Source organism: Bacteroides luti (genome assembly GCF_900128905.1).
In the GTDB taxonomy this organism is placed as follows: Bacteria; Bacteroidota; Bacteroidia; order Bacteroidales; family Bacteroidaceae; genus Bacteroides; species Bacteroides luti.
In genome coordinates this window covers 1-21,446 of the sequence record NZ_FQTV01000016.1, presented here as the reverse complement: position 1 = coordinate 21,446, position 21,446 = coordinate 1, and the positions used below count along the sequence as shown (strand labels likewise).

General features: G+C 37.6%; 14 protein-coding genes. 13 read left to right on the top strand and 1 reads right to left on the bottom strand.

Annotation, left to right across the window (positions count from 1 at the left end; genetic code table 11):
* On the bottom strand, window positions 1–1,398 hold the full coding sequence (locus tag BUC21_RS13335; RefSeq protein ID WP_073403244.1) for a nucleobase:cation symporter-2 family protein: 1,398 nt from the start codon (window positions 1,396–1,398) through the stop codon (window positions 1–3).
* Window positions 1,399–1,746: 348 nt separating this feature from the next.
* Here BUC21_RS13335 and BUC21_RS13330 point away from each other — a divergent pair, with 348 nt between their 5' ends.
* The 13 genes from BUC21_RS13330 to BUC21_RS13270 form a co-directional block, all read left to right on the top strand.
* A complete protein-coding gene (locus tag BUC21_RS13330) occupies window positions 1,747–3,006 on the top strand; it encodes a PNGase F N-terminal domain-containing protein (protein ID WP_073403242.1) in 1,260 nt (419 codons plus the stop codon).
* Window positions 3,007–3,828: 822 nt separating this feature from the next.
* Window positions 3,829–4,746, top strand: a complete 918-nt coding sequence (locus BUC21_RS13325; protein WP_073403240.1) for a dihydrodipicolinate synthase family protein — start codon at window positions 3,829–3,831, stop codon at window positions 4,744–4,746.
* A gap of 13 nt (window positions 4,747–4,759) precedes the next feature.
* Entirely contained in the window at window positions 4,760–5,941 is a 1,182-nt protein-coding gene (locus BUC21_RS13320) for an AGE family epimerase/isomerase (RefSeq protein ID WP_073403238.1), read from the top strand.
* Between the two features lie 231 nt (window positions 5,942–6,172).
* Window positions 6,173–9,496, top strand: a complete 3,324-nt coding sequence (locus BUC21_RS13315; protein WP_073403236.1) for a SusC/RagA family TonB-linked outer membrane protein — start codon at window positions 6,173–6,175, stop codon at window positions 9,494–9,496.
* A 21-nt stretch (window positions 9,497–9,517) separates the two neighbouring features.
* Complete coding sequence (locus tag BUC21_RS13310; protein ID WP_073403234.1) at window positions 9,518–11,134, top strand: RagB/SusD family nutrient uptake outer membrane protein; 1,617 nt, start codon at window positions 9,518–9,520, stop codon at window positions 11,132–11,134.
* Window positions 11,135–11,283: 149 nt separating this feature from the next.
* A complete protein-coding gene (locus BUC21_RS13305; RefSeq protein WP_073403231.1) occupies window positions 11,284–12,507 on the top strand; it encodes a cyclically-permuted mutarotase family protein in 1,224 nt (407 codons plus the stop codon).
* A 45-nt stretch (window positions 12,508–12,552) separates the two neighbouring features.
* Complete coding sequence (locus BUC21_RS13300; protein WP_073403229.1) at window positions 12,553–14,184, top strand: sialidase family protein; 1,632 nt, start codon at window positions 12,553–12,555, stop codon at window positions 14,182–14,184.
* Between the two features lie 336 nt (window positions 14,185–14,520).
* Entirely contained in the window at window positions 14,521–16,533 is a 2,013-nt protein-coding gene (locus BUC21_RS13295; protein ID WP_394332762.1) for a family 20 glycosylhydrolase, read from the top strand.
* 10 nt (window positions 16,534–16,543) lie between these two features.
* Complete coding sequence (locus tag BUC21_RS13290) at window positions 16,544–17,203, top strand: GDSL-type esterase/lipase family protein (RefSeq protein ID WP_073403362.1); 660 nt, start codon at window positions 16,544–16,546, stop codon at window positions 17,201–17,203.
* A gap of 12 nt (window positions 17,204–17,215) precedes the next feature.
* On the top strand, window positions 17,216–19,279 hold the full coding sequence (locus BUC21_RS13285) for a sialate O-acetylesterase (RefSeq protein ID WP_175550527.1): 2,064 nt from the start codon (window positions 17,216–17,218) through the stop codon (window positions 19,277–19,279).
* A 17-nt stretch (window positions 19,280–19,296) separates the two neighbouring features.
* Entirely contained in the window at window positions 19,297–20,532 is a 1,236-nt protein-coding gene (locus BUC21_RS13280; protein WP_073403227.1) for an MFS transporter, read from the top strand.
* A 26-nt stretch (window positions 20,533–20,558) separates the two neighbouring features.
* Window positions 20,559–21,005, top strand: a complete 447-nt coding sequence (locus BUC21_RS13275) for a NanQ anomerase/TabA/YiaL family protein (protein WP_073403225.1) — start codon at window positions 20,559–20,561, stop codon at window positions 21,003–21,005.
* Between the two features lie 229 nt (window positions 21,006–21,234).
* Window positions 21,235–21,446 (top strand): hypothetical protein (locus BUC21_RS13270; protein WP_139261448.1); only part of this gene is annotated, 212 nt, incomplete at its 3' end.

Here is a 21,446-nt window from a genome sequence, read left to right as displayed (position 1 = left end):
TTAATCGACTATTTCTCTTTCTTTTTTTCTTTCTTCATTTCCTTCTTTTACGTGGATCAATGCATTTGCAAGAATTGCAGTTAATCCACCGGTTGTTATACCTGATGAGAATATTGATTTAATAGCTTGAGGTGCTTGCTCCAGAATATTAGGCATCAGTTCTACACCCAAACCTATGGCAAGACTTACTGCTAAAACTAAAGAAGCTTTCCTGTCTATTGTCTGTGATGAAATAATACGAATTCCAGATGCTGCTACAGTACCAAACATTAATAATGTCGCTCCTCCTAATACAGGATCGGGCATTAATGAAAAGGCGATACCCACAATAGGGAACAACCCCAGTAAAATAAGCATAGCTGCTATATAGTAACCCACATAACGACTTGCAACTCCTGTTAATTGAATAATTCCATTGTTTTGTGCGAAAATAGAATTAGGAAATGAATTAAATATCCCTGCAAGACAAGAATTGAATCCATCGGCTAAAACACCTCCCGAAACGCGTTTAAGGTAAAGGTCACCTTCAATTGGTTCACCAGAAATCATTGAATTGGCAGTAACATCTCCGGTTGCTTCGATAGCCGTAATCAGATATATCAAAGCCAAAGCGATGAATACTGAAAAGTCAAAATTCAAACCATATTTGAAAGGCATAGGAATATTAAATGCCCATATATCTGTTGTCATCGCTTTTGAAAGATCTACTTTACCCAAGGCAAAAGCAACAGCGTATCCAAGGATTAATCCTAAAACTATTGATCCCATTCGAAGGTATTTATTTTTGCAGCGGTTGAAAAACATAACGCTTAATAATACCATAGCGGCAATCCCAATATTTTCAATACTTCCAAAAGTTCCGTTATCCATTGCAGCGTAACCTCCACCACACGATACGATACCAACTTTTACAAGACTTAGTCCGATAAGTAATACTACAATTCCCGACACAAGAGGAGTAATGATATGTCGCATGTATTTAAAGGTGCGGCTAACAATCATTTCAACCGGTGAAGCTGCCATGCAGCAACCAAATATAAGTGGAAGCCCTCCTTGCATTCCTGCAGTAATAATAGGGCCAATAAACGAAAAACTGGTTCCTTGAATACATAATAAACCGCATCCGAGTGGACCAAACTTTCTACATTGTATAATAGTAGATAATCCAGAAGCAAAAAGAGCCATTGAAACCATAAATCCTGTAGTCGCAAGGTCTGTTTTTAATGCACCGCAAATAATTAGAGGAGGGGTAATTATACCAACAAAGATAGCTAATAAATGCTGTAGCGCTGCAAACAGGGCATCTTTGAACGGTGGGCGCTCATTGAGTCCGTAAATTAAGTCTGAAGATGCAGTCGGAATGCTCTTCTCTTTTGTTGTTTCTGTCTGAATATCCATATATTACATAATTTATAATGTTTCCTTGCTGTTTCAGAATGAGATGAACATTGACCTCTTTCTTTATAATAATTTATTCTATATTCATAAAATAAGGGCGCGAAATTACAAAAAAAACAGCAAATAGAATGAATTGGTCTAATAAATCTGTTTTTAATATTATGGGATATATATTAAATAGGCAAGAAAAAAATGGATTATTTTTAATTTGATTTAAAAAATAACTTATCAATTGATAGTATTAATATATTATGTGTATTTTTGTATGCTATTCTTATAAAATATGTGCTGCTGTTTATTATAAAATAGTGGTTTTTGCTTTTATAACTAAAAATGTAATTTGAATATATGAATAAAAACTCATTTCTATCGTGCGGCAATGCTTTTATAGCTATGTTGTTTTTGGTATTGGCTGTTTGTGGACAAAAGCTATCTGCTTCAAATCATAATACAGAATTTGTCATCAAACCATTTAACGAAACTTCGGTATGTTTTAATTCCAATGATTATCCTGATAAAGTTTGGGAAGGAGATGGATTGATTCGCCTCGATCATGGACGAATTGTAATTAAGAAAATTCGTGTGCCTAAGTTTAAACAGAATGTTGTTGTATCTGCAAAGGTGAAATTAACTTCTAATGGTGATCGATGGGATAAGAGCGGGTCATGTTTTGTGATTCCGGCTTCATCTGTTATTAATATGATTGAAGTGGCGGCTGGACGTGCTAAATATCCAGCTGTTGATTCAACTAAATTGGAACATTTTCAAGGTATCGTTCCAGGTGATAGCTTTTCTCCTAATGTAGAGCTTATGCGTTTTATGACTCCTTTTGGGGTTGGTTATTTTAGTAAAATGGATAGTGTTACTGCTGAGAGGAGAAAACCTGTATACATAGATGAATTTGCTCCGTATGCTGAATGGGAACAGAATATTACCGATCTTTACCCACTTTTAGAGGGTGAGGTTTATGTAGGCGCTTTTATTGATACTTGGACAAAAGAGGGATATAAATTATCTTTAGAACTGGATTTTAAAGAAAGTGCTTTGAAATGCGATAAACTGCCTAAAAGAAAAGTTGTGCCATTGGTGAATACTGTGTATTATTATGGCCAGTCAATACCCGATTTGTTTGCTCGTAAATCTTTGAGTGTGCCTTTTACTTTGCCAAAGAATGCAAAGAATGTTCGGCTGAATTATATTACTACCGGACACGGGGGGCATGATGGTGGAGATGAATTTGTAAAGAAAGAAAATATAGTATCGATTGATGGACATGAAGTTATTCGCTTTATTCCATGGAGAAACGACTGTGCATCTTTCAGACGCTTTAATCCATCAACAGGTGTTTGGTTGCAAAAGCGTACTGCTTCTTATATATCAGAAGAAGGCAAGCGTGCAGAAAAGGAAATTGAAGAACCAATTGCTTCTTCGGATTTATCTCGTTCAAATTGGTGTCCTGGAAGTGTAGTCGCGCCATATTCTGTTTTATTAGAAAATTTATCTCCTGGAGATCACTCACTGAATATAGCGATTCCAAAAGCGCAAGCTTCTGAAGGCGACAAAATGAATCACTGGCTTGTATCAGCATATATAGTCTGGGATGAATAATACTCGTTTTATTAACATAAAAGTACTTCTATCCGAATTGTAGCTGATTTGAATAATGATAGATTGGTTGATAGAGGCTCTCTTTTATATCGTTCAATTCTAAATTTCGAAGGATATATGAATTCATAAAACAACTTATTCTCTCAGCACATATATATTACCTATTAATATGTATGTGCTGAGAGAATCTTGCATTTTTTCTCTTCAAAGATTCATTTTTTTTTCTTATTGATTACGACTATTCTTGCTTCTTTTTTTTCTAATTTTTTTTATTGTTATAATTCTTAATTGTTCACTTCTAGATATAACAAAGCCTTGAGTTGTGCCTAAATAAGTTTAGCAATCATATTTATTCTCTTCTTCTACGATTTATTTTTTATAAAACGAACTTTAAATTTTTATCTTTTGTTTCATTTATAATTTATGATTAAATGTCTAGCAGAAAAATAAGATGCTTTAATCTTTAAATTCTTCATAGTGGCTCGATTGGATTTTTGAACTTTGATTGTATTAGATGTCTAGCCTGATATTTGTTGAATAAATAGTTTAAAGGCTGCTTTCTGCTTTACTTTTTCGACTTATTATTTAGCCTTTATAAATATAGGCCAACTTAATTAATATTATTAATTATATATAATATTAATGGTTTAATTATTAACAATTAATAGCGATTAAATACATTTAATAAAAATATAATTGAAAAATAGTGTTGATTTAACATTAAATATTCATTAAAACTTTGCGTACTTAATAAAATAATAATATATTTGCTCCGGATATATTAAAAATAGAATTTAGACTAAACAATATAAACAATTTATTATGGAAAAGATTCAAGGATTAATTGATGCTCCCTTTACTCCGTTTTATGAAAATGGGGAAGTAAATTATGAGCCAATTGATGCATATTGCGGTATGCTTGTAAAGAATGGACTACAAGGGGTCTTTATAAATGGTTCATCAGGTGAAGGGTATATGCTTAATGATGAAGAACGAATGAAACTAGCAGAACGTTGGGTTTCTGTTGCTCCAAAAGGCTTTAAGATAATAGTTCATGTTGGAAGTACTTGCGTAAAATCTAGTTGTTTGTTGGCAGAGCATGCACAAAAAATTGGAGCATGGGGTATCGGTGCTATGGCACCTCCTTTCCCAAAAGTTGGTAGGGTAGAAGAGTTGGTAAAGTATTGCGAAGAAATAGCTTGTGGGGCACCTGATCTTCCTTTCTATTTTTATCATATTCCTGCATTTAACGGCGCTTTTCTTCCAATGGTTTCATTCCTGGAAGCAGTAGATGGGCGTATTCCTAATTTTGCCGGGATTAAGTATACTTTCGAGAGTCTTTATGAATACAATCAGTGCCGTCTTTATAAAGGTGGTAAATTTGATATGCTTCATGGACAAGATGAAACTATTTTGCCATGTCTGGCAATGGGAGGTGCGCAAGGTGGTATCGGAGGTACAACTAATTACAATGGAAAAGAGCTTGTTGGCATTATCGATGCATGGAAAGCCGGTGATATTGAAACTGCTCGTGAAAAGCAAAACTTCTCTCAGGAGGTAATTAATGTGATTTGCCATTATCGTGGTAATATCGTAGGTGGAAAGCGCATAATGAAATTTATTGGACTAGATTTAGGTAAGAATCGCACTCCATTCCAGAATATGACTGATGAAGAAGAAGTTGCAATGAAGGCTGAACTCGAAGCTATCAACTTCTTTAATCGTTGCAACAAACTTTGATTTAGAATAAGCAATGGAAAATATAAATGAATACTTATCCCAATGGGCTGATGTTTATCGCCAGGACCTGACAACCAACATTATGCCTTTTTGGTTAAAGTACGGTCTTGACCGTGTGAACGGTGGCGTATATACATGCGTAGATAGAGATGGAACACTTATTGACTCTACTAAATCTGTTTGGTTTCAAGGGCGTTTTGCTTTTGTCTGCGCATATGCATATAATAAGGTTGAAAAGAATCCGGAATGGTTGGCAGCCGCAAAAAGCACAATTGACTTTATAGAACAGCATTGTATTGATACAGACGGACATATGTTCTTTGAAGTAACGGCTACGGGTGAACCTATAAGAAAGCGCCGTTACGTTTTTTCTGAAACTTTTGCGGCTATTGCAATGTCTGAATATTCTTTAGCCTCAGGCGATAAGAGTTATGCAGAAAAAGCGCTAAAGATGTACCATAATATACAACGCTTAATTTCAACTCCGGGGTTATTACCTTCTAAGTATTGTGAAAATGTGCATATGCAGGGACATTCTTTAACCATGATTTTAATCAATACCGCCTCTCGTATACGTGAAGTAATTGATGCTCCTGACTTAACAGAGCAAATTGACAAATCTGTAGCGAAGCTCCGCAAAGACTTTATGCATCCGGAATTCAATGCATTGTTAGAAACCGTTGGGCCAAACGGTGAATTTATTGATACTATCAATGGACGTTTAATTAATCCGGGGCACTGTATTGAAACTGCTTGGTTCATATTGGAAGAAGCTAAGCTCCGTGACTGGGATAAAGAATTGGTGGATACTGCTTTGACAATTTTAGATTGGTCATGGAAATGGGGATGGGACAAAACTTATGGAGGAATAACTAATTTCCGTGACTGTAAGAATTACTCTCCTCAGGATTATGCTCACGATATGAAATTTTGGTGGCCACAGTGCGAAGCTATTATTGCAACACTCTATGCATATGAAGCAACAAAAGATGAGAAATATTTGGATATGCACAAACAAATAAGTGATTGGACATATACTCATTTTCCTGATAAAGAATATGGAGAGTGGTATGGCTATTTACATATGGATGGCTCTGTTTCACAACCGGCAAAAGGAAATCTTTTTAAAGGACCTTTCCATATTCCTAGAATGATGGTAAAGTGTTATGATTTGTGTAATGAAATTCTGAAATAGCATTTACGAGAAAACGACATCAGACTATACTAAACTGTACAATAACTATCAAAAAAGACTATACTAAACTAAGCTATTAAGATATTCCTTAATTGTGCTATAAATAATTGAAAACTAAAAGACTGGAATGGTTTAATTAAACCAGACTTAACTTTTCTAACTATTAACGTAGTTAAATCTATATCTATACCATAAACAAAATTAATCTATTCATTATTCAACAATCCTACTATGAGGAAGCTTTTATTATTGATGTGCTTTTTGCTGTCACTTAACGTGATGGCTCAAAAGCAGACTGTAACTGGTCAAGTTACTGATGAAACTAATCAACCAGTACTTGGTGCTAGTGTATCTGAAGTGGGGAACCCAACAAACGGTACTATTACCGATTTTGATGGAAAATTCTCACTGGTCGTAAACCCGAAAGGGGAAATCTCCGTGACTTATATTGGCTATGAAAAACTAATAGTAAGTATTAAAGGTCAAAAGAACCTGGAAATAAAACTTAAACCTACTTCTACTGTGTTGGAGGAGATTGTGGTAACAGGATATTCCGGAACACAGTTACGTTCTAAGTCAACTAACTCAATTGCGAAAGTAAGCAATGAAAAATTGAGTGTTGGTGTTTATTCCAATCCTGCACAAGCTTTATCAGGAGCAGTTTCTGGTTTGAGAGTTGTACAGACTTCTGGTAATCCGGGTGCAACTCCAACAATTGTACTTCGTGGTGGTACAAACCTTGATGGTAGCGGTTCTCCAATTGTAATTGTTGATGGACAAATTCGTTCCAGCTTGAGCGACATCAACCCTGAGGATATTGCAGATATGCAAGTTATGAAAGATGCCGGAGCTACAGCAATTTATGGTGCGCGTGCTAATAATGGTGTAATCCTTATTACCACAAAGAAAGGTAAAGCTGGCAGTTCTGAAATTAACGTTAAAGCTAAAGTAGGTATCAATTATCTGAATACTCCTTATGAATTCTGTAATGCTGCCGATTATTTATGGTGGATGCGTACTGCTTATTCTCGTTCTTCCAATATGTGGCAGAATGCTGATGGAACTCCGGGTGCAGGATATGTTAGTTCTAGTAGTTTAACAGGTAATTATCCTTATGGAACAGGTAATAAGTATTTTGCAGCAGATGGAGTTACTCCTTTGAAGAACAGTAATAGTGCAATTTGGAGTACAATGTTCCTGGATGATACAAATAAATTCCTTTTGGATAAAGGTTGGAAAACAATGACTGATCCTATTACAGGAAAAGAGCTGATTTTTAAAGATACAGATGTAGCGTCCTATAATCTTAAGAATCCATCAATCACACAAGATTATAATATTAATATGTCTGGTGGTAATGATAAAGGTCACTATTATGCAGGTTTTGGCTACAACCATTCTGAAGGTCTTCCTATTGACTCTTACTATGATCGTTACTCTTTCATTTTCAATGGCGATTATAAAATCAGAGATTGGTTGACTTCTTACTCAAGTTTGAACTATAACCGTGCAAACTGGCAGTCAATGCCAGGATCTAATACATCAGAGTATAACTACTTTGGTCGTATAATGTCTATGCCTCCAACAGTACGTTTTGAAGATGAAGAGGGAAATATGATGTTAGGTAATGCCTCTGCAGATGGTAATCAACGATATCAGTCTGATAAGTTTATTCGTGATAATCAAACGGATAAATTTACAATGAATCAAGCATTTAAACTTGATTTTACAAAAGGACTTTACTTGAAGCTATCTGCTAACTGGTACTATAGTGAAGGTATGTATGAGTCTTTCAATAAAGATTATTATAGTAATCCTGTTAACATCGTATCAACCCGTTCTTCTTCTGCATCTTATGATCGTACTTTCGACCAGACATACAATGCTATTATGAATTATGAACACCAGTTTGGCGATCATTATGTAACAGCAATGCTTGGTTCTGAATATTATAATTCATATTCTCGTGGATTTAGTGCTGCCGGACAAGGCGCTGCTACAGATGATTTTCAGGATCTGGGATTAACATCTTCAAAAGAAAATATGCGTTCTATTGATTCTTACCATAATCGTCAACGTATTCTTTCTTTCTTCGGACGTGTTAACTATGATTATGCAAGTAAATACCTTTTGTCATTAGTTGTTCGTCGTGATGGATATTCTAAACTGATTGACAATCGTTGGGGTACTTTCCCAGGTCTTTCTGCAGGATGGATATTCTCAAAAGAAAACTTTATGAATTCTTTGTCTGACGTTATATCATTTGGTAAATTACGTGCCAGCTATGGTTTGAATGGTAACGTTTCAGGTATTGGAAGCTATGACTTGCAAGGAGCTTATGCTACATCTACAAATTACAACGGAAATGCAACGTTTATAATGAGTGGAGTTCCTAATCCTACTCTTAGATGGGAAAAATCTAAAACATTTGAATTTGGTTTAGATCTGAGTTACTTGAATAATCGCTATTCTACAAACTTTACGGTATATAATCGTTTAACTGATGATAAATATGCAAGAATCAGTTTACCAATCTCTTCAGGTATCAGCGGTATTACTACAAACAATGGTCGATTCCGTAACCGTGGTGTTGAAATAGAACTTGCTGCAAAACCTATTCAGTCTAAAAATTGGAATTGGAGTATGAACGCTAATATTTCTTATAACAAGAATGTTATCGTTAAGTTACCAAATAACGGATTGGAAAAGAACCGTCAGGATGCATATCAGGTATATACCGGCAACGGCAATGATAAAAAGTGGGTAGGTGGTTACCAGGAAGGAAATGAACCGGGTGTTCTTTACGCTTATAAAGCCGAAGGTATCTATAAAAGCTACGACGAAATTCCAGACATCATGGTAGATAGAGGAGGAGGTAGCTCCGCATGTGTCCTTTATGGAAAAACATCATGGGCGAATTTAACTGATGCTCAAAAAGGCTCAGGTGAAACAGGTGCATCAAAAGTAAAAGCATTACCTATCCAACCAGGTGATGTAAAATGGAAAGATGTAAATGGTGATGGTGTTATTGATAACTATGATTTGGTGAAAGTGGGTAATACTACTCCTCACTGGTTAGGCGGTTTCACTTCAACGCTTTCATGGAAAGGTCTTTCACTGTTTGTTGCTCTAGACTATGCTTTGGATTTTACAATATATGATAATACAACACCTTGGTTCTTAGGAAATATGCAGGGTACATATAACATGACTACAGAAGTAAAGAAAACATGGTCGGAAGCTAATCCAAACGGAACATTACCAAAATATTACTGGGCTGACCAGTTAGGCAAGAGTAATTACTACAGAACCTCTACTATGTTTGCATACGATGGTTCTTATGTAGCTTTCCGTGAGGTTTCTCTTTCTTATTCTTTACCAAAGAGTATCATTAACAAAGCTAAACTTGAGAAAGTAGATCTTTCTGTTACCGGACAGAATCTTGGTTATCTTACACAGTGTAAGACTATCACAACTCCGGAAGCAGGAACAGGAGCAGGATCGGGATATGGACTTCCACGTACGCTTTTGTTTGGTGTTAATGTAACATTCTAATAAATTATATCAGAATCAATTATGAAAACAATAAAATCAATTATATTTAGCTGTGCGGTTTTAGTCACCTCGGCTTTTTATACTTCTTGTAACGAACTGGAGTTGTCGCCTATAGATTACTATGCAAGTGGTAATTTCTGGAATACTGTTCCTCAGGTACAAGCATACATGAACGGTATTCACATGGACTTAAGATCTACAAGTTTTAACCGTAATTTTGTTCTGGGTGAAGCACGTGGTGGTACTAACAAATCGGGTACTTCTTCTTTGAATACCTCTATTAACTACGATAGAATTAAAGAAAATAATCTGGATGCTTCTAATACCGGTACTTCTTCATGGGCCGGATTATATGGCAATATTTTCGATTGTAATCTTGTTATTCAGAAAGTAGAAGGAACATCTTTACAAGAGGAAAACAAAGCTGCTATTGACTATGCGCTTGCTCAGGCTTATGGTATCAGAGCTATGTACTATTTCTATTTGTACAGAACCTATGGAGGTGTGCCATTAATTGATCGCGTTAAAGTGTTGGATGGAAAGGTTTCTCCTGAAGATCTTTATACAGGAAGATCTACTCCTAAACAAGTGATGGATTTTATCAAAGCAGATTTGCAGAAATCTCTGGATTATTTCGGTACTAACGAAACAATCAATGGAACTAAATCTTTCTGGTCTAAGGCTGCAACTACCATGTTGTCTGCTGAAGTATATTTGTGGTCGGCAAAGGTTTCTCTTGGAGATCAGACTCCTGCAGCTGATGATTTAACAAAAGCTGAAACATACTTGAATACTATTAAGAACGATTCTCGTTTTGGATTATTACCTTCTTACAGTACTATTTTCAGTGCTGTTTCTACTGACAAAGGAAATAAGGAAATTATCTTCACTATCAGATATGCAGAGGGAGAAGCAACTAATTCAGCAGGTGAATTTGTTTACGCTAATCCTAATGGAGGTTTTATAGGTACGGTTTACGGACGTAATAATAAGGTTATTGCTACCGATACTCTTAACCTGAAAGGTTCTGGCTGGCAAAGAAATGAATACATGCCATCACTTTGGCAGGCATTTAATGCCAACGACTCAAGACGTGATGCTACGTTCCTTGAATTCTATAAAGCAGACGGATCTTTGATGGGAACTGTGTTGAAAAAGAATCTGGGTTTTGTAAATGCAAGCAATGTTCGTATTTTCTGTGGTGATGAACCAATGTACAGATATGCAGATGTATTGTTGCTATTGGCTGAAGTAGAAAATATGAAGGGTGGCGATGTTGCTCAATATATTAATCAGGTTCGCGCTCGTGCTTATGGTGCTAAATGGGATGCAAATCTATATGGATATACAAATTCAGACTTCAAAACAAATGAGCTTGCTATTCTTCATGAAAGAGATCTTGAGTTCGTAAATGAAGGAACTCGCTGGTTTGATGTTTGCAGAATGAAGGATGCCAAAGATGGTAAACCTCTTGTATTTGATGCTGCAGCTTCTTATAAAGGAACTCCTATTCTGAATTACGCTACAGAAAAGCATAAATTATTGTGGCCTGTAGATGTAGCAACATTGAATGCTGATCCAAAGTTGAAACAAACTCCTGGATATACCGATCTTAATCAGCAAACAGAAAGCTGGTAATTATGTTATAAAGAAAAATGCAGGTGGTTTTTCCACCTGCAATTTTCCTTTCTGCCAAGTCTTAACATTTTGAATTGGCATAAACTTAGTAAACGTTAATTGGATTATTTGTCAATAAAGGTATTAGATCATTATATATTCTATAAACAATGATGAAGTTATACAGATTATTTTTTCCAGTATTCCTTTCTTTTTTGTTTGGAGCATGTTCTTCTCATTCGCAGAATAGAAAGAATGTCTGCACTGTTAGCTGGCATTCATTGACAAAGATCTCTTCTGCGAATGAGAATTTTACAAAAGGAGTTTCTGCATGTTTTGTGGGAAAAGTGAATGGCTGTCTGCTTGTTGCCGGCGGCTGTAACTTTCCCGATATACCTGCTGTAGAAGGAGGGAAGAAAGTTTTTTATGATGATGTATACGTAGCACGTATTATTGGAGATACTGTACAGCAATGGAAGAAGGCAGGAAGTCTTCTTTCACCAACTGCTTACGGTGTTTCGTTTTCTGTTCCGCAAGGTGTGATATGCGTGGGTGGTGTTACTCCCAACGGATCTACATCTGCTGCTTATCGATTGGAATATAATTCTGAAAAGGATACACTTATATTGCATTCGCTGCCATCTTTGCCTTATAAGATAGATAACATGGCTGGTGCAATAATTGAAGATACTTTATATATAGTTGGAGGAAATGTCGATAAAAAGCCGTCTTCTCGGATGTTTGCATTAAATTTAGGTGAAAATTTTGCAAAATGGCATGAATTACCACCTGTTCCTGGTAATCCCAGAACGCAACCTGTTTGCGTAGCTGTGAAGAAAGCAGGAAGAATGTGTTTATTTGTTGCTGGTGGATTTGCTTCTGCTACTGATAATAGAGATGCTTCTCTTAGTACGGATGCATATTGTTACGAACCAGATATTAATCGTTGGACAAAGATTGCAGAACCCTGCAAATCAGATGGTCAGCCTATCTCGTTTGGGGGAGGTGTTGCCGTTTCATTAGGTGACAGTTTGATGCTTTGTATGGGTGGTGTAAATAAAGATATTTTTCTCGATGCTTTAAAACGTGAGCAAGCATTGAAGAAGGCGGTAGCTGATCATGATCAGAAAACAGAAAAACTACTGCGAGAAAAAGTAAAAGCGTATATGAATCAGCCCTCCGAGTGGTATAAATTTAACAAGGAGTTGCTGGTTTATTCGCCCGATAAAAATGAATGGACTGCGTTTGGAAGTTATGAGCAATCTGCACGTGCAGGAGCAACTGCCATATATTTGGAAGATGCTTTTTATCTGTTTGGTGGAGAACTTAAGCCTGGCATTCGGACGCCTGAAATATGGAGGGGAAAAGTAGAACAAAACTTACCTCTAAATTGATATTTATATATATTTGTAATTAAACTAATAAATCAATAAACTGACATGAATTGCATAAAATTGTTATTCTCCCTTCTGCTATTTGGCGGAACAATCAACTCTTTTGCTCAGGACACAGTTAAAGTAAAGGAAACTCAAATACCTGTTCTTATAGAAAGACAAGATAATGCTCTTTATTATATTCGTCTTAATGCCAAAGAGAGTCGTTCGCTTGATTATGTAACGCTTACATTAAACAAGAATGTGCCGCTTAGTGAGATTAAGTCGGTGAAGCTTTATTATGGTGGTACTGAGGCTAGACAGAACGAGAAAAAGAATACTTTTTTCCCTCAGCCATACATCTCTCGTGATGAACCGGGCAAAACATTGTCAGCAAATCTGTCTTACTCAGTATTGAAGTCAAAAACAGATAAACTTTCCAATAAAATTAAACTTTCGGCCAATCAGAATCTTTTCCCTGGTGTAAACTATTTCTGGATTAGTCTGGAAATGAAACCTACTGCATCATTAAGTACTAAGATTAGCGGGAAAATTGCAGAAGTGTCGCTTGATGGAAAAGCTGCACCAATGGTATTTGAAACAGAACCAGTTCAGCATTTGATGGGTGTAGGTGTTCGCCATGCCGGAGATGACGGTGTTAATGCTTACCGTATTCCGGGAATTGCTACTACTAATAAGGGAACTCTTTTAGCAGTGTACGATGCCCGCCACAATAATAGTGCAGACCTTCAGGAATATGTAAATATAGGGTTAAGCAGAAGTACGGATGGTGGAAAAACATGGGAAAAGATGAGATTTCCTCTCTCGTTTGGTGAATATGGTGGACTACCAAAATCTCAGAATGGAGTAGGAGATCCTGCTATTCTTGTTGATGAGAAAACCGGAACTGCATGGGTTGTTGCAGCATGGACTCATGGAATGGGTAATAATCGTGCGTGGTGGAGCTCTTATCCTGGTATGGATTTAAATCACACCGCTCAGCTTGTATTGGCAAAGAGTGACGATGATGGTAAAACCTGGTCGGCTCCAATCAATATCACGTCTCAGGTAAAAGATCCTTCCTGGTATTTCTTGCTGCAAGGTCCGGGCAGGGGTATCACCATGAGCGATGGAACTTTGGTTTTTGCTTCTCAATATATTGATTCTACCCGCGTTCCTAATGCCGGAATTATCTATAGCAAGGACCATGGAAAGACATGGAAGATAAGCACGCTGGCCCGTACAAACACTACCGAGGCTCAGGTAGCCGAAGTTAAACCGGGTGAACTGATGCTGAATATGCGCGATAATCGTGGTGGAAGCCGTGCCGTTGCTACAACAAAAGATATGGGAGCAACATGGATTGATCATCCTTCTTCAAGAAGTGCGCTGATTGAACCTGTTTGTATGGCAAGTCTTATTAAAGTCGCAGCAAAAGATAATGTACTGAATAAGGATATTCTGTTATTCTCTAACCCAAATACGGTAAAAGGTCGCCATCACATTACAATTAAAGCAAGTCTGGATGGTGGTCTTACGTGGTTGCCCGAGAATCAGATACTTCTTGATGAAGATGAGAACTGGGGTTATTCCTGTCTCACAATGATAGATAAAGAAACTGTGGGCATTATTTATGAAGCTAGCGTGGCTCAGATGACATTTCAGGCCATTAAATTAAAAGATATAGTTAAGCAATAATATTCCCCTGTACAAAAGATTGAATTGTTCTGTACAAAACAATTAATTCTTTTGTACAGAAGATTGCATTCTTTTGTACAAGGATGTAATTTCTATCCGCCATGAATTAATAAACTCCCGCGAGTTTTTTGAATTTATCGGTTATAAGTGGATATTTTACCTGTATTTAGTTTGCTTTATTACATATAATTGGAATAAGATAAAATGGGATTTGATACTATAACACACCATTACATTTCACTTACTGATAACACACAGAAGTGCCTGCCGCTGAATTATTCAGCGGCAAGGGCTAATGTCTCTTTTATGCAGAGTAAACAGCCGTTGTCTTCTCTCATAAAAATCCTTTTCTTCTTTTTTATTCTTCTTTTTAGTTGTCCACTTGTCTCTCCGGTACGTGCGGGCATTACTCATCTTTTGCCAAAACCGCAACAACTTACAGCTAATGGGCAGCAGTTTAACATAGGCAATATTTGTATTTCTACATCAGTACTGCAAGCTGAATGGGAAGATTTTATCCGGGAAGTAGGGGGAAAGGTGAATCCTCGGGCAAAACAGAAAATAGAAGTCCGGCTTATAAACAGTCTCCAGGGAGTAACACTCAACGCTGATGAGGCTTACCGACTTGAAGTTACCAATAATAAAATTACAGTTGAGGCTGTTTCCTCAAAAGGCGTTTACTGGGCTATTCAGACTCTTCGTCAGTTAAAGAACAGAAATGGGAAAAAAGCCTGTTTCGAAGGTTGTTTGATTACGGATTGGCCGTCGTTCCGCATCCGTGGATTTCTGCAAGATGTAGGACGGAGTTACATTTCACTTCCTGAACTAAAGAAGGAAATAGCAATACTTTCCCGCTATAAGATTAATGTTTTTCACTGGCATCTTACCGAGAACCAGGCGTGGAGACTTGAAAGCAAAATATATCCGGCACTGAATGATAGTGTTAATGTTACTCGTATGCCAGGGAAATATTACACATTGAATGAGGCAAAAGAACTGGTCTCTTTCTGTAAACAGTACAACGTGATGCTGATTCCTGAAATTGATATGCCGGGGCACAGTGCGGCTTTTGTTCGTACTTTTAAATGTGATATGCAAAGCCCCGAAGGAATGGTGATTCTTAAACGATTGGTGGACGAAGTTTGTGAAACGTTTGACGTGCCCTGGTTGCATATTGGTACGGACGAAGTGCAGTTTACCAATAAGACTTTTGCCCCTGAGATGGTGGCTTACGTTCGCGCAAAAGGAAAGAAAGTTATATCCTGGAATCCCGGTTGGCAGTATAAACCGGGTGAGATAGACATGACTCATCTGTGGAGTTATCGTGGAAAAGCTCAGAAAGGTATTCCTGCTATTGATTCCAAATTTCATTACCTGAACCACTTTGATACGTTTGGAGATATAGTGGCACTTTATAACAGTCGCATATACAATCAGTCACAAGGAAGTGATGATATTGCGGGAGGTATTATGGGAATGTGGCACGACCGCTTGGTAGTTCCCGAGCAAAACATGATACTCGAAAATAACTTTTATCCAAATGTACTGGCCTTTGCAGAACGCTCTTGGCTGGGTGGCGGCTCGGAATATTTTGATGGAAACGGCGTGATACTTCCAAAGGAAGATACAAAAGAGTTTAAAGAATTTGCCGACTTTGAGCGAAGGATGATCTGGCATAAGGAACACTCCTTCAAAGGATACCCGTTTGCTTATGTAAAGCAGACGAATGTGAAATGGAATATTACTGATGCTTTCCCTAATGATGGTGATTTGATAAAGGTTTTTCCTCCGGAACATGAGCTGAAAGCAAGTTATCTGTATAATGGAAAAGAGTACGGAACTCGCCAGGCAATAGGTGCAGGCATTTATTTACGGCATGTATGGGGAACGTTTGTTCCTTCGTTTTATAAAGATCCCAAAGAAAACTCTACGGCTTATGCCTGGACATGGGTATGGTCTCCAAAGAAACAAGATGTAGGACTATGGGTGGAGTTTCAGAACTATAGTCGGTCGGAGATGGATTTATCGCCTCTTCAAGGAAAATGGGATTATAAGGGAAGTCGTATATGGCTCAATGACAATGAAATTAAACCACCGGTTTGGACGGCTACCCATAAGGAAAAGAGTAATGAAATACCTCTTGGTAATGAGAACTGCGTGGCACGTCCTCCTTTAATGGTGCATCTAAACAAGGGATGGAATAAAGTCTTTCTGAAACTTCCCGTAGGGAAATTCTCTTTACCGGAAGTTAGATTGGTTAAATGGCAGTTTACTGTTGTTTTTGTTACTCCCAATGGAGATAAGGCGGTAGATGGATTGATCTATTCACCTGATAAAGCGAAACTATAAATTAATGGCAATGAAAAAGATATATTTATTTGCAGTATTGATTTTTGTATTTACTTCTGTATCTGCTCAGAAAAGAAAATATTCTACCTTCTATGAGCAACGTGCCTCTTTGTTTGAAGCACTGCACACTTCGCCCAAAGATATTATCTTTCTAGGCAATAGTATTACAAATGGCTGTGAATGGGCTGAATTATTTGATAATCCGCATATAAAGAATCGTGGAATCAGTGGAGATATTTGCGACGGTGTATACGATCGTTTGTACCCTATTGTAAAAGGCAAACCCGCCAAGTTGTTTCTATTAATCGGAATCAATGACGTATCCAGAGGGACTTCTGCCGATAGTATTGCAGGAGGTGTCAAACGTATTATTGAAAAGATACAATCCGATTCGCCCCGTACTAAAATTTATTTGCAGAGCGTACTTCCGGTAAGCGATGTATATAACATGTTTCAATCACATACTTCCAAAGGAAAAGTCGTGGTAGATTTAAATAGTAGATTGGTAGAACTGGCTAAAGATAAAAAAGTCTTTTATATTGATTTATATTCTCATTTTGTAGACAAGGCAACTGGTAAAATGCGTTCGGACTTATCAAATGATGGGCTTCACTTGCTTGGTAAGGGCTATTTGCTATGGCGCGATTTGATTAAACAGTATGTAAATTAATTATATGGCAAGATGATGAAAAAGATTTTCTTATTCTTATTCTTTACTTGTACAATTTCTCTTTTTGCCAAAGAGAAAATCAGGGTAGCTTGTGTGGGAAATAGCGTAACTTTTGGTTACTTGCTCCCCGACAGGGAAGTTAATGCTTATCCGTTTCAGTTGCAGAGAATGCTCGGTACCGATTACGAGGTGGGAAACTTTGGGAAAAGCGGAGCAACGCTCTTGAATCATGGGCATCGTCCTTATATGCAGCAAGAGGAGTTTCGTGCAGCAATGAATTTTGCAGCCGGCAGAGTTATTATTCACTTGGGATTGAATGATACTGATCCCCGCGACTGGCCAAACTATCGTGATGAATTTATAACTGATTACCGAGCTTTGATAGATTCTTTCCGCAGTGTAAATCCAAAATGTAAGATATGGATTTGCCGATTGTCACCTATTACACATCTTCATAAGCGCTTTCGCTCTGGTACCCGCGATTGGTATGGACAGATTCAGCAGGCAATTGAAAATATTGCAACTTATGCAAACGTTGGATTGATTGACTTTGAAGAAGGGCTTTTTAATCGTCCCGATCTTCTTCCCGACGCTCTTCATCCTAATGTGGAAGGTGCTGGAATATTGGCGAAAGCAGTATATTCTACTCTTACCGGGAATTATGGAGGTTTGCAAATGCCGATGGTCTATTCCGATAATATGGTTTTGCAGCGGGATATACCTCTTAATATCTCTGGTATTGCTGACGCTGGAGAAAAGGTGACTATAGAGATAAATGGTCAGAAGCAGACAACCAAAGCTGCCGAAAATGGTAAATGGAACACAACTCTTAATCCACTTAAGGCTGGTGGCCCATATACATTGGCTATTCGTGCCAAGAGTAAATCACTGTTATATAAGAATGTACTGGTTGGAGAGGTATGGATTTGTTCCGGACAGTCGAACATGGCATTTATGCTTAAACAGGCCGTCACAGCAAAAGAAGATATTGCCGGAGCAAAGAACTCAAATATCCGCCTTTTCGATATGAAACCCCGTTGGGAAACTAATGCAGTGGAATGGGATGCAAGTGTACTTGATTCCTTGAGCCGTTTGCAATATTACAAAGGAACCGTTTGGAAAGAATGTACACCTGAAAATGCGGCATCTTTTTCTGCTATCGGTTACCATTTCGGGAAAATGCTGGCGGATAGTCTGGGCGTTCCGGTTGGACTAATAAACAATGCTGTGGGAGGTTCACCTTGTGAATCATGGATTGATCGTCGCACATTGCAATACGAACTTCCTGATATGCTGGAAGACTATACGAATAACGATATGATACAGGATTGGGTTCGCGGACGGGCTGCTCTTAATGTAAAACAGGCTAAGAATAAGTTGCAACGTCATCCGTACGAACCTTGCTACTTGTTCGAATCGGGTATTCTTCCGCTTGCTCAATATCCAATTAAAGGTGTGGTTTGGTATCAGGGGGAATCGAATGCGCATAATATGGAACTCTATGAAAAGCTTTTCCCAATGATGGTGAATAGCTGGCGGAAAAACTGGAACAACTCCAGTCTTCCTTTCATCTATGTGCAGCTTTCAAGTCTGAATCGCCCAAGTTGGCCTTGGTTCCGTGATGCTCAACGAAGACTTATGGATGCTATTCCAAACACATATATGGTAGTTTCGAGTGATAAGGGAGATTCCTTGGATGTTCATCCAAGAATGAAAAAAGAAATAGGTGAACGTGCAGGACGCTGGACTTTGAACCGTGTTTACAGTATAGAGAATGTTACTCCTTCCGGACCGTTATTCCGTTCGGTGTCATTCAAAGAAAGTGTAGCTTACATCACATTTGATTATGCTCACGGACTTTCTTCCTCTGATAAGAAACCGTTGCGCACTTTTGAGATTGCCGGAGCTGATAAAGTTTATTATCCTGCTAAGGCCGAAATTGTTGGAGATATGGTTAAAATATGGTCGGATAAGGTTGAAAAACCAGAATCAGTCCGCTATGGCTGGCAACCTTTTACCCGTGCTAATTTAGTAAATAGCGACGGTTTGCCTGCTTCCACTTTTCAAAGTAAATAAATAATAAATAAATAGTAATGAAAAACAGTAAGATTTACCCTTGGGTAGTTGTTGGTCTGTTGTGGGTTGTAGCTTTGTTGAACTATATGGACCGACAAATGCTTTCTACTATGCAACAAGCAATGAAAGTTGATATTATAGAGCTGAATAAAGCGGAAGCTTTTGGCGCTTTGATGGCTGTATTCCTGTGGATATATGGTATCATGAGCCCGGTTGCCGGAATGATAGCCGATAGATTAAATCGTAAATGGCTTCTTTTAGGAAGTTTGTTTGTTTGGTCGGCAGTAACATTTATGATGGGATTTACAGAAAATTATTCTCAACTCTATGTATTGCGTGGTTTAATGGGTATCAGTGAGGCGCTATATATACCTTCAGCTCTATCATTAATAGCCGACTGGCATCAGGATAAAACACGCTCATTGGCTATTGGTATACATATGACCGGACTTTATACCGGGCAAGCCATTGGAGGATTTGGTGCAACTGTTGCTGCTGCTTTCTCCTGGCAAAGTGCCTTTCATTGGTTTGGTATTATTGGTATTGTATATTCTCTGATTCTGATTTTCTTCTTGCACGAAAATCCTAATCACATTAAGGTAAAAAAGATATCTTTAAAAGATTCAGGAGAGAAGACTCCGGTTTTCAAAGGATTATCTTTATTGTTCAGCAATATTGCTTTCTGGATAATCCTGATCTATTTTGCAGCTCCTAGTCTTCCGGGATGGGCTACTAAGAATTGGCTTCCTACTCTTTTCTCTGAAAACTTAGGATTACCAATGTCACAAGCAGGTCCGATATCAACATTTACCATTGCTGTTTCATCTTTTATAGGTGTTATTGTGGGTGGTATTCTTTCTGACAGATGGGTTCAGAAGAATATTCGCGGGCGCGTCTATACCGGTGCAATTGGTTTGGGACTGACTATCCCTTCATTGCTTTTACTTGGATTTGGGCATAGCTTTGTTGGTGTGATTGGTGCAGGAATGTTATTTGGCGTTGGTTACGGTATGTTCGATGCCAACAATATGCCAATTCTCTGCCAGTTTGTTTCTGCAAAACAACGTGCAACCGCTTATGGAATAATGAATATGGTTGGAGTGTTTGCCGGTGCTTCAGTTACTCAGTTACTTGGAAAATGGACAGATGGTGGTAATCTGGGTTTAGGCTTCTCTATGTTGGGAGGCGTTGTTCTGGTTGCATTAATATTGCAGTTGTCATTCCTTAGGCCAAAAGCAGATAATGTGGATTAATTAGTAACCAATAAAATATAGAAATTATGGTAGTATCTAATTTGCAGAACAGTAAAAGGATAGAATCGCTTCATCCTCTTTTTCCTAAACTATTTGATTATGTAAAGTCGCACGATTTATTAAATGCAGAGCTAGGTCGTATTGAAATTGATGGTGATAACTTGTTTATCAACAATGTGAATCCAACTTGTGTGGCAAGAGATAAGCAGGTCTTGGAATTGCATCACGACTATATTGATGTGCATATCTTGCTCGAAGGAAAAGAAACTATCGGTTGGAAAGCAACTGAAGATCTGAAAGAAGAAACTAAACCTTATAGTAAAGAGGGTGATTGTGCTCTTTATTCAGATACACCAACCACTTATGTTGATATTAATCCAGGTGAATTTGTATTGGTATATCCTGAAGATGCTCACGCCCCGGTTATTGGAGAAGGTAAAATCAGAAAACTGATTGCAAAAGTAAAAATCTGATTGAACTCTCATAGAACTTATATAATCATTAAAAATAGTTCATTCGTAAAGCCAATCTGCATATATCTTTGATTTGTGTGGATTGGCTTTTATTATATAACTCTTATTGTATTTTAATAATATGGCCCTCTCTTTTTATTATTTTAATTGCAGGGGAAATTAAAAAGCATTTATTTTGCAAGATATTGTTGATATAGCCCTTTGAATATTAATTGATTTTATAAATGCCATGAGAAATAATATTAGAACTACAATTATTATTGTTGTAATGTTGTGCTGGATTGGGAAACCTTTCTCTGTTTTAGCCAGCAGTGATTCGTTTTCTCCGGTAGATTACGTCAATCCATTGATTGGCAGCCAGTCTACTTATGAGTTATCAACCGGTAATACCTATCCTGCCATAGCCCTTCCCTGGGGAATGAACTTTTGGGTTCCTCAAAC

Coding starts and splice junctions, on each gene's coding strand:
- BUC21_RS13300 (WP_073403229.1), top strand. CDS start 12,553: ATGAATTGCATAAAATTGTTATTCTCCCTTCTGCTATTTGGCGGAACA.
- BUC21_RS13305 (WP_073403231.1), top strand. CDS start 11,284: ATGATGAAGTTATACAGATTATTTTTTCCAGTATTCCTTTCTTTTTTG.
- BUC21_RS13335 (WP_073403244.1), bottom strand. CDS start 1,398: ATGGATATTCAGACAGAAACAACAAAAGAGAAGAGCATTCCGACTGCA.
- BUC21_RS13330 (WP_073403242.1), top strand. CDS start 1,747: ATGAATAAAAACTCATTTCTATCGTGCGGCAATGCTTTTATAGCTATG.
- BUC21_RS13315 (WP_073403236.1), top strand. CDS start 6,173: ATGAGGAAGCTTTTATTATTGATGTGCTTTTTGCTGTCACTTAACGTG.
- BUC21_RS13290 (WP_073403362.1), top strand. CDS start 16,544: ATGAAAAAGATATATTTATTTGCAGTATTGATTTTTGTATTTACTTCT.
- BUC21_RS13325 (WP_073403240.1), top strand. CDS start 3,829: ATGGAAAAGATTCAAGGATTAATTGATGCTCCCTTTACTCCGTTTTAT.
- BUC21_RS13285 (WP_175550527.1), top strand. CDS start 17,216: ATGATGAAAAAGATTTTCTTATTCTTATTCTTTACTTGTACAATTTCT.
- BUC21_RS13320 (WP_073403238.1), top strand. CDS start 4,760: ATGGAAAATATAAATGAATACTTATCCCAATGGGCTGATGTTTATCGC.
- BUC21_RS13310 (WP_073403234.1), top strand. CDS start 9,518: ATGAAAACAATAAAATCAATTATATTTAGCTGTGCGGTTTTAGTCACC.
- BUC21_RS13280 (WP_073403227.1), top strand. CDS start 19,297: ATGAAAAACAGTAAGATTTACCCTTGGGTAGTTGTTGGTCTGTTGTGG.
- BUC21_RS13275 (WP_073403225.1), top strand. CDS start 20,559: ATGGTAGTATCTAATTTGCAGAACAGTAAAAGGATAGAATCGCTTCAT.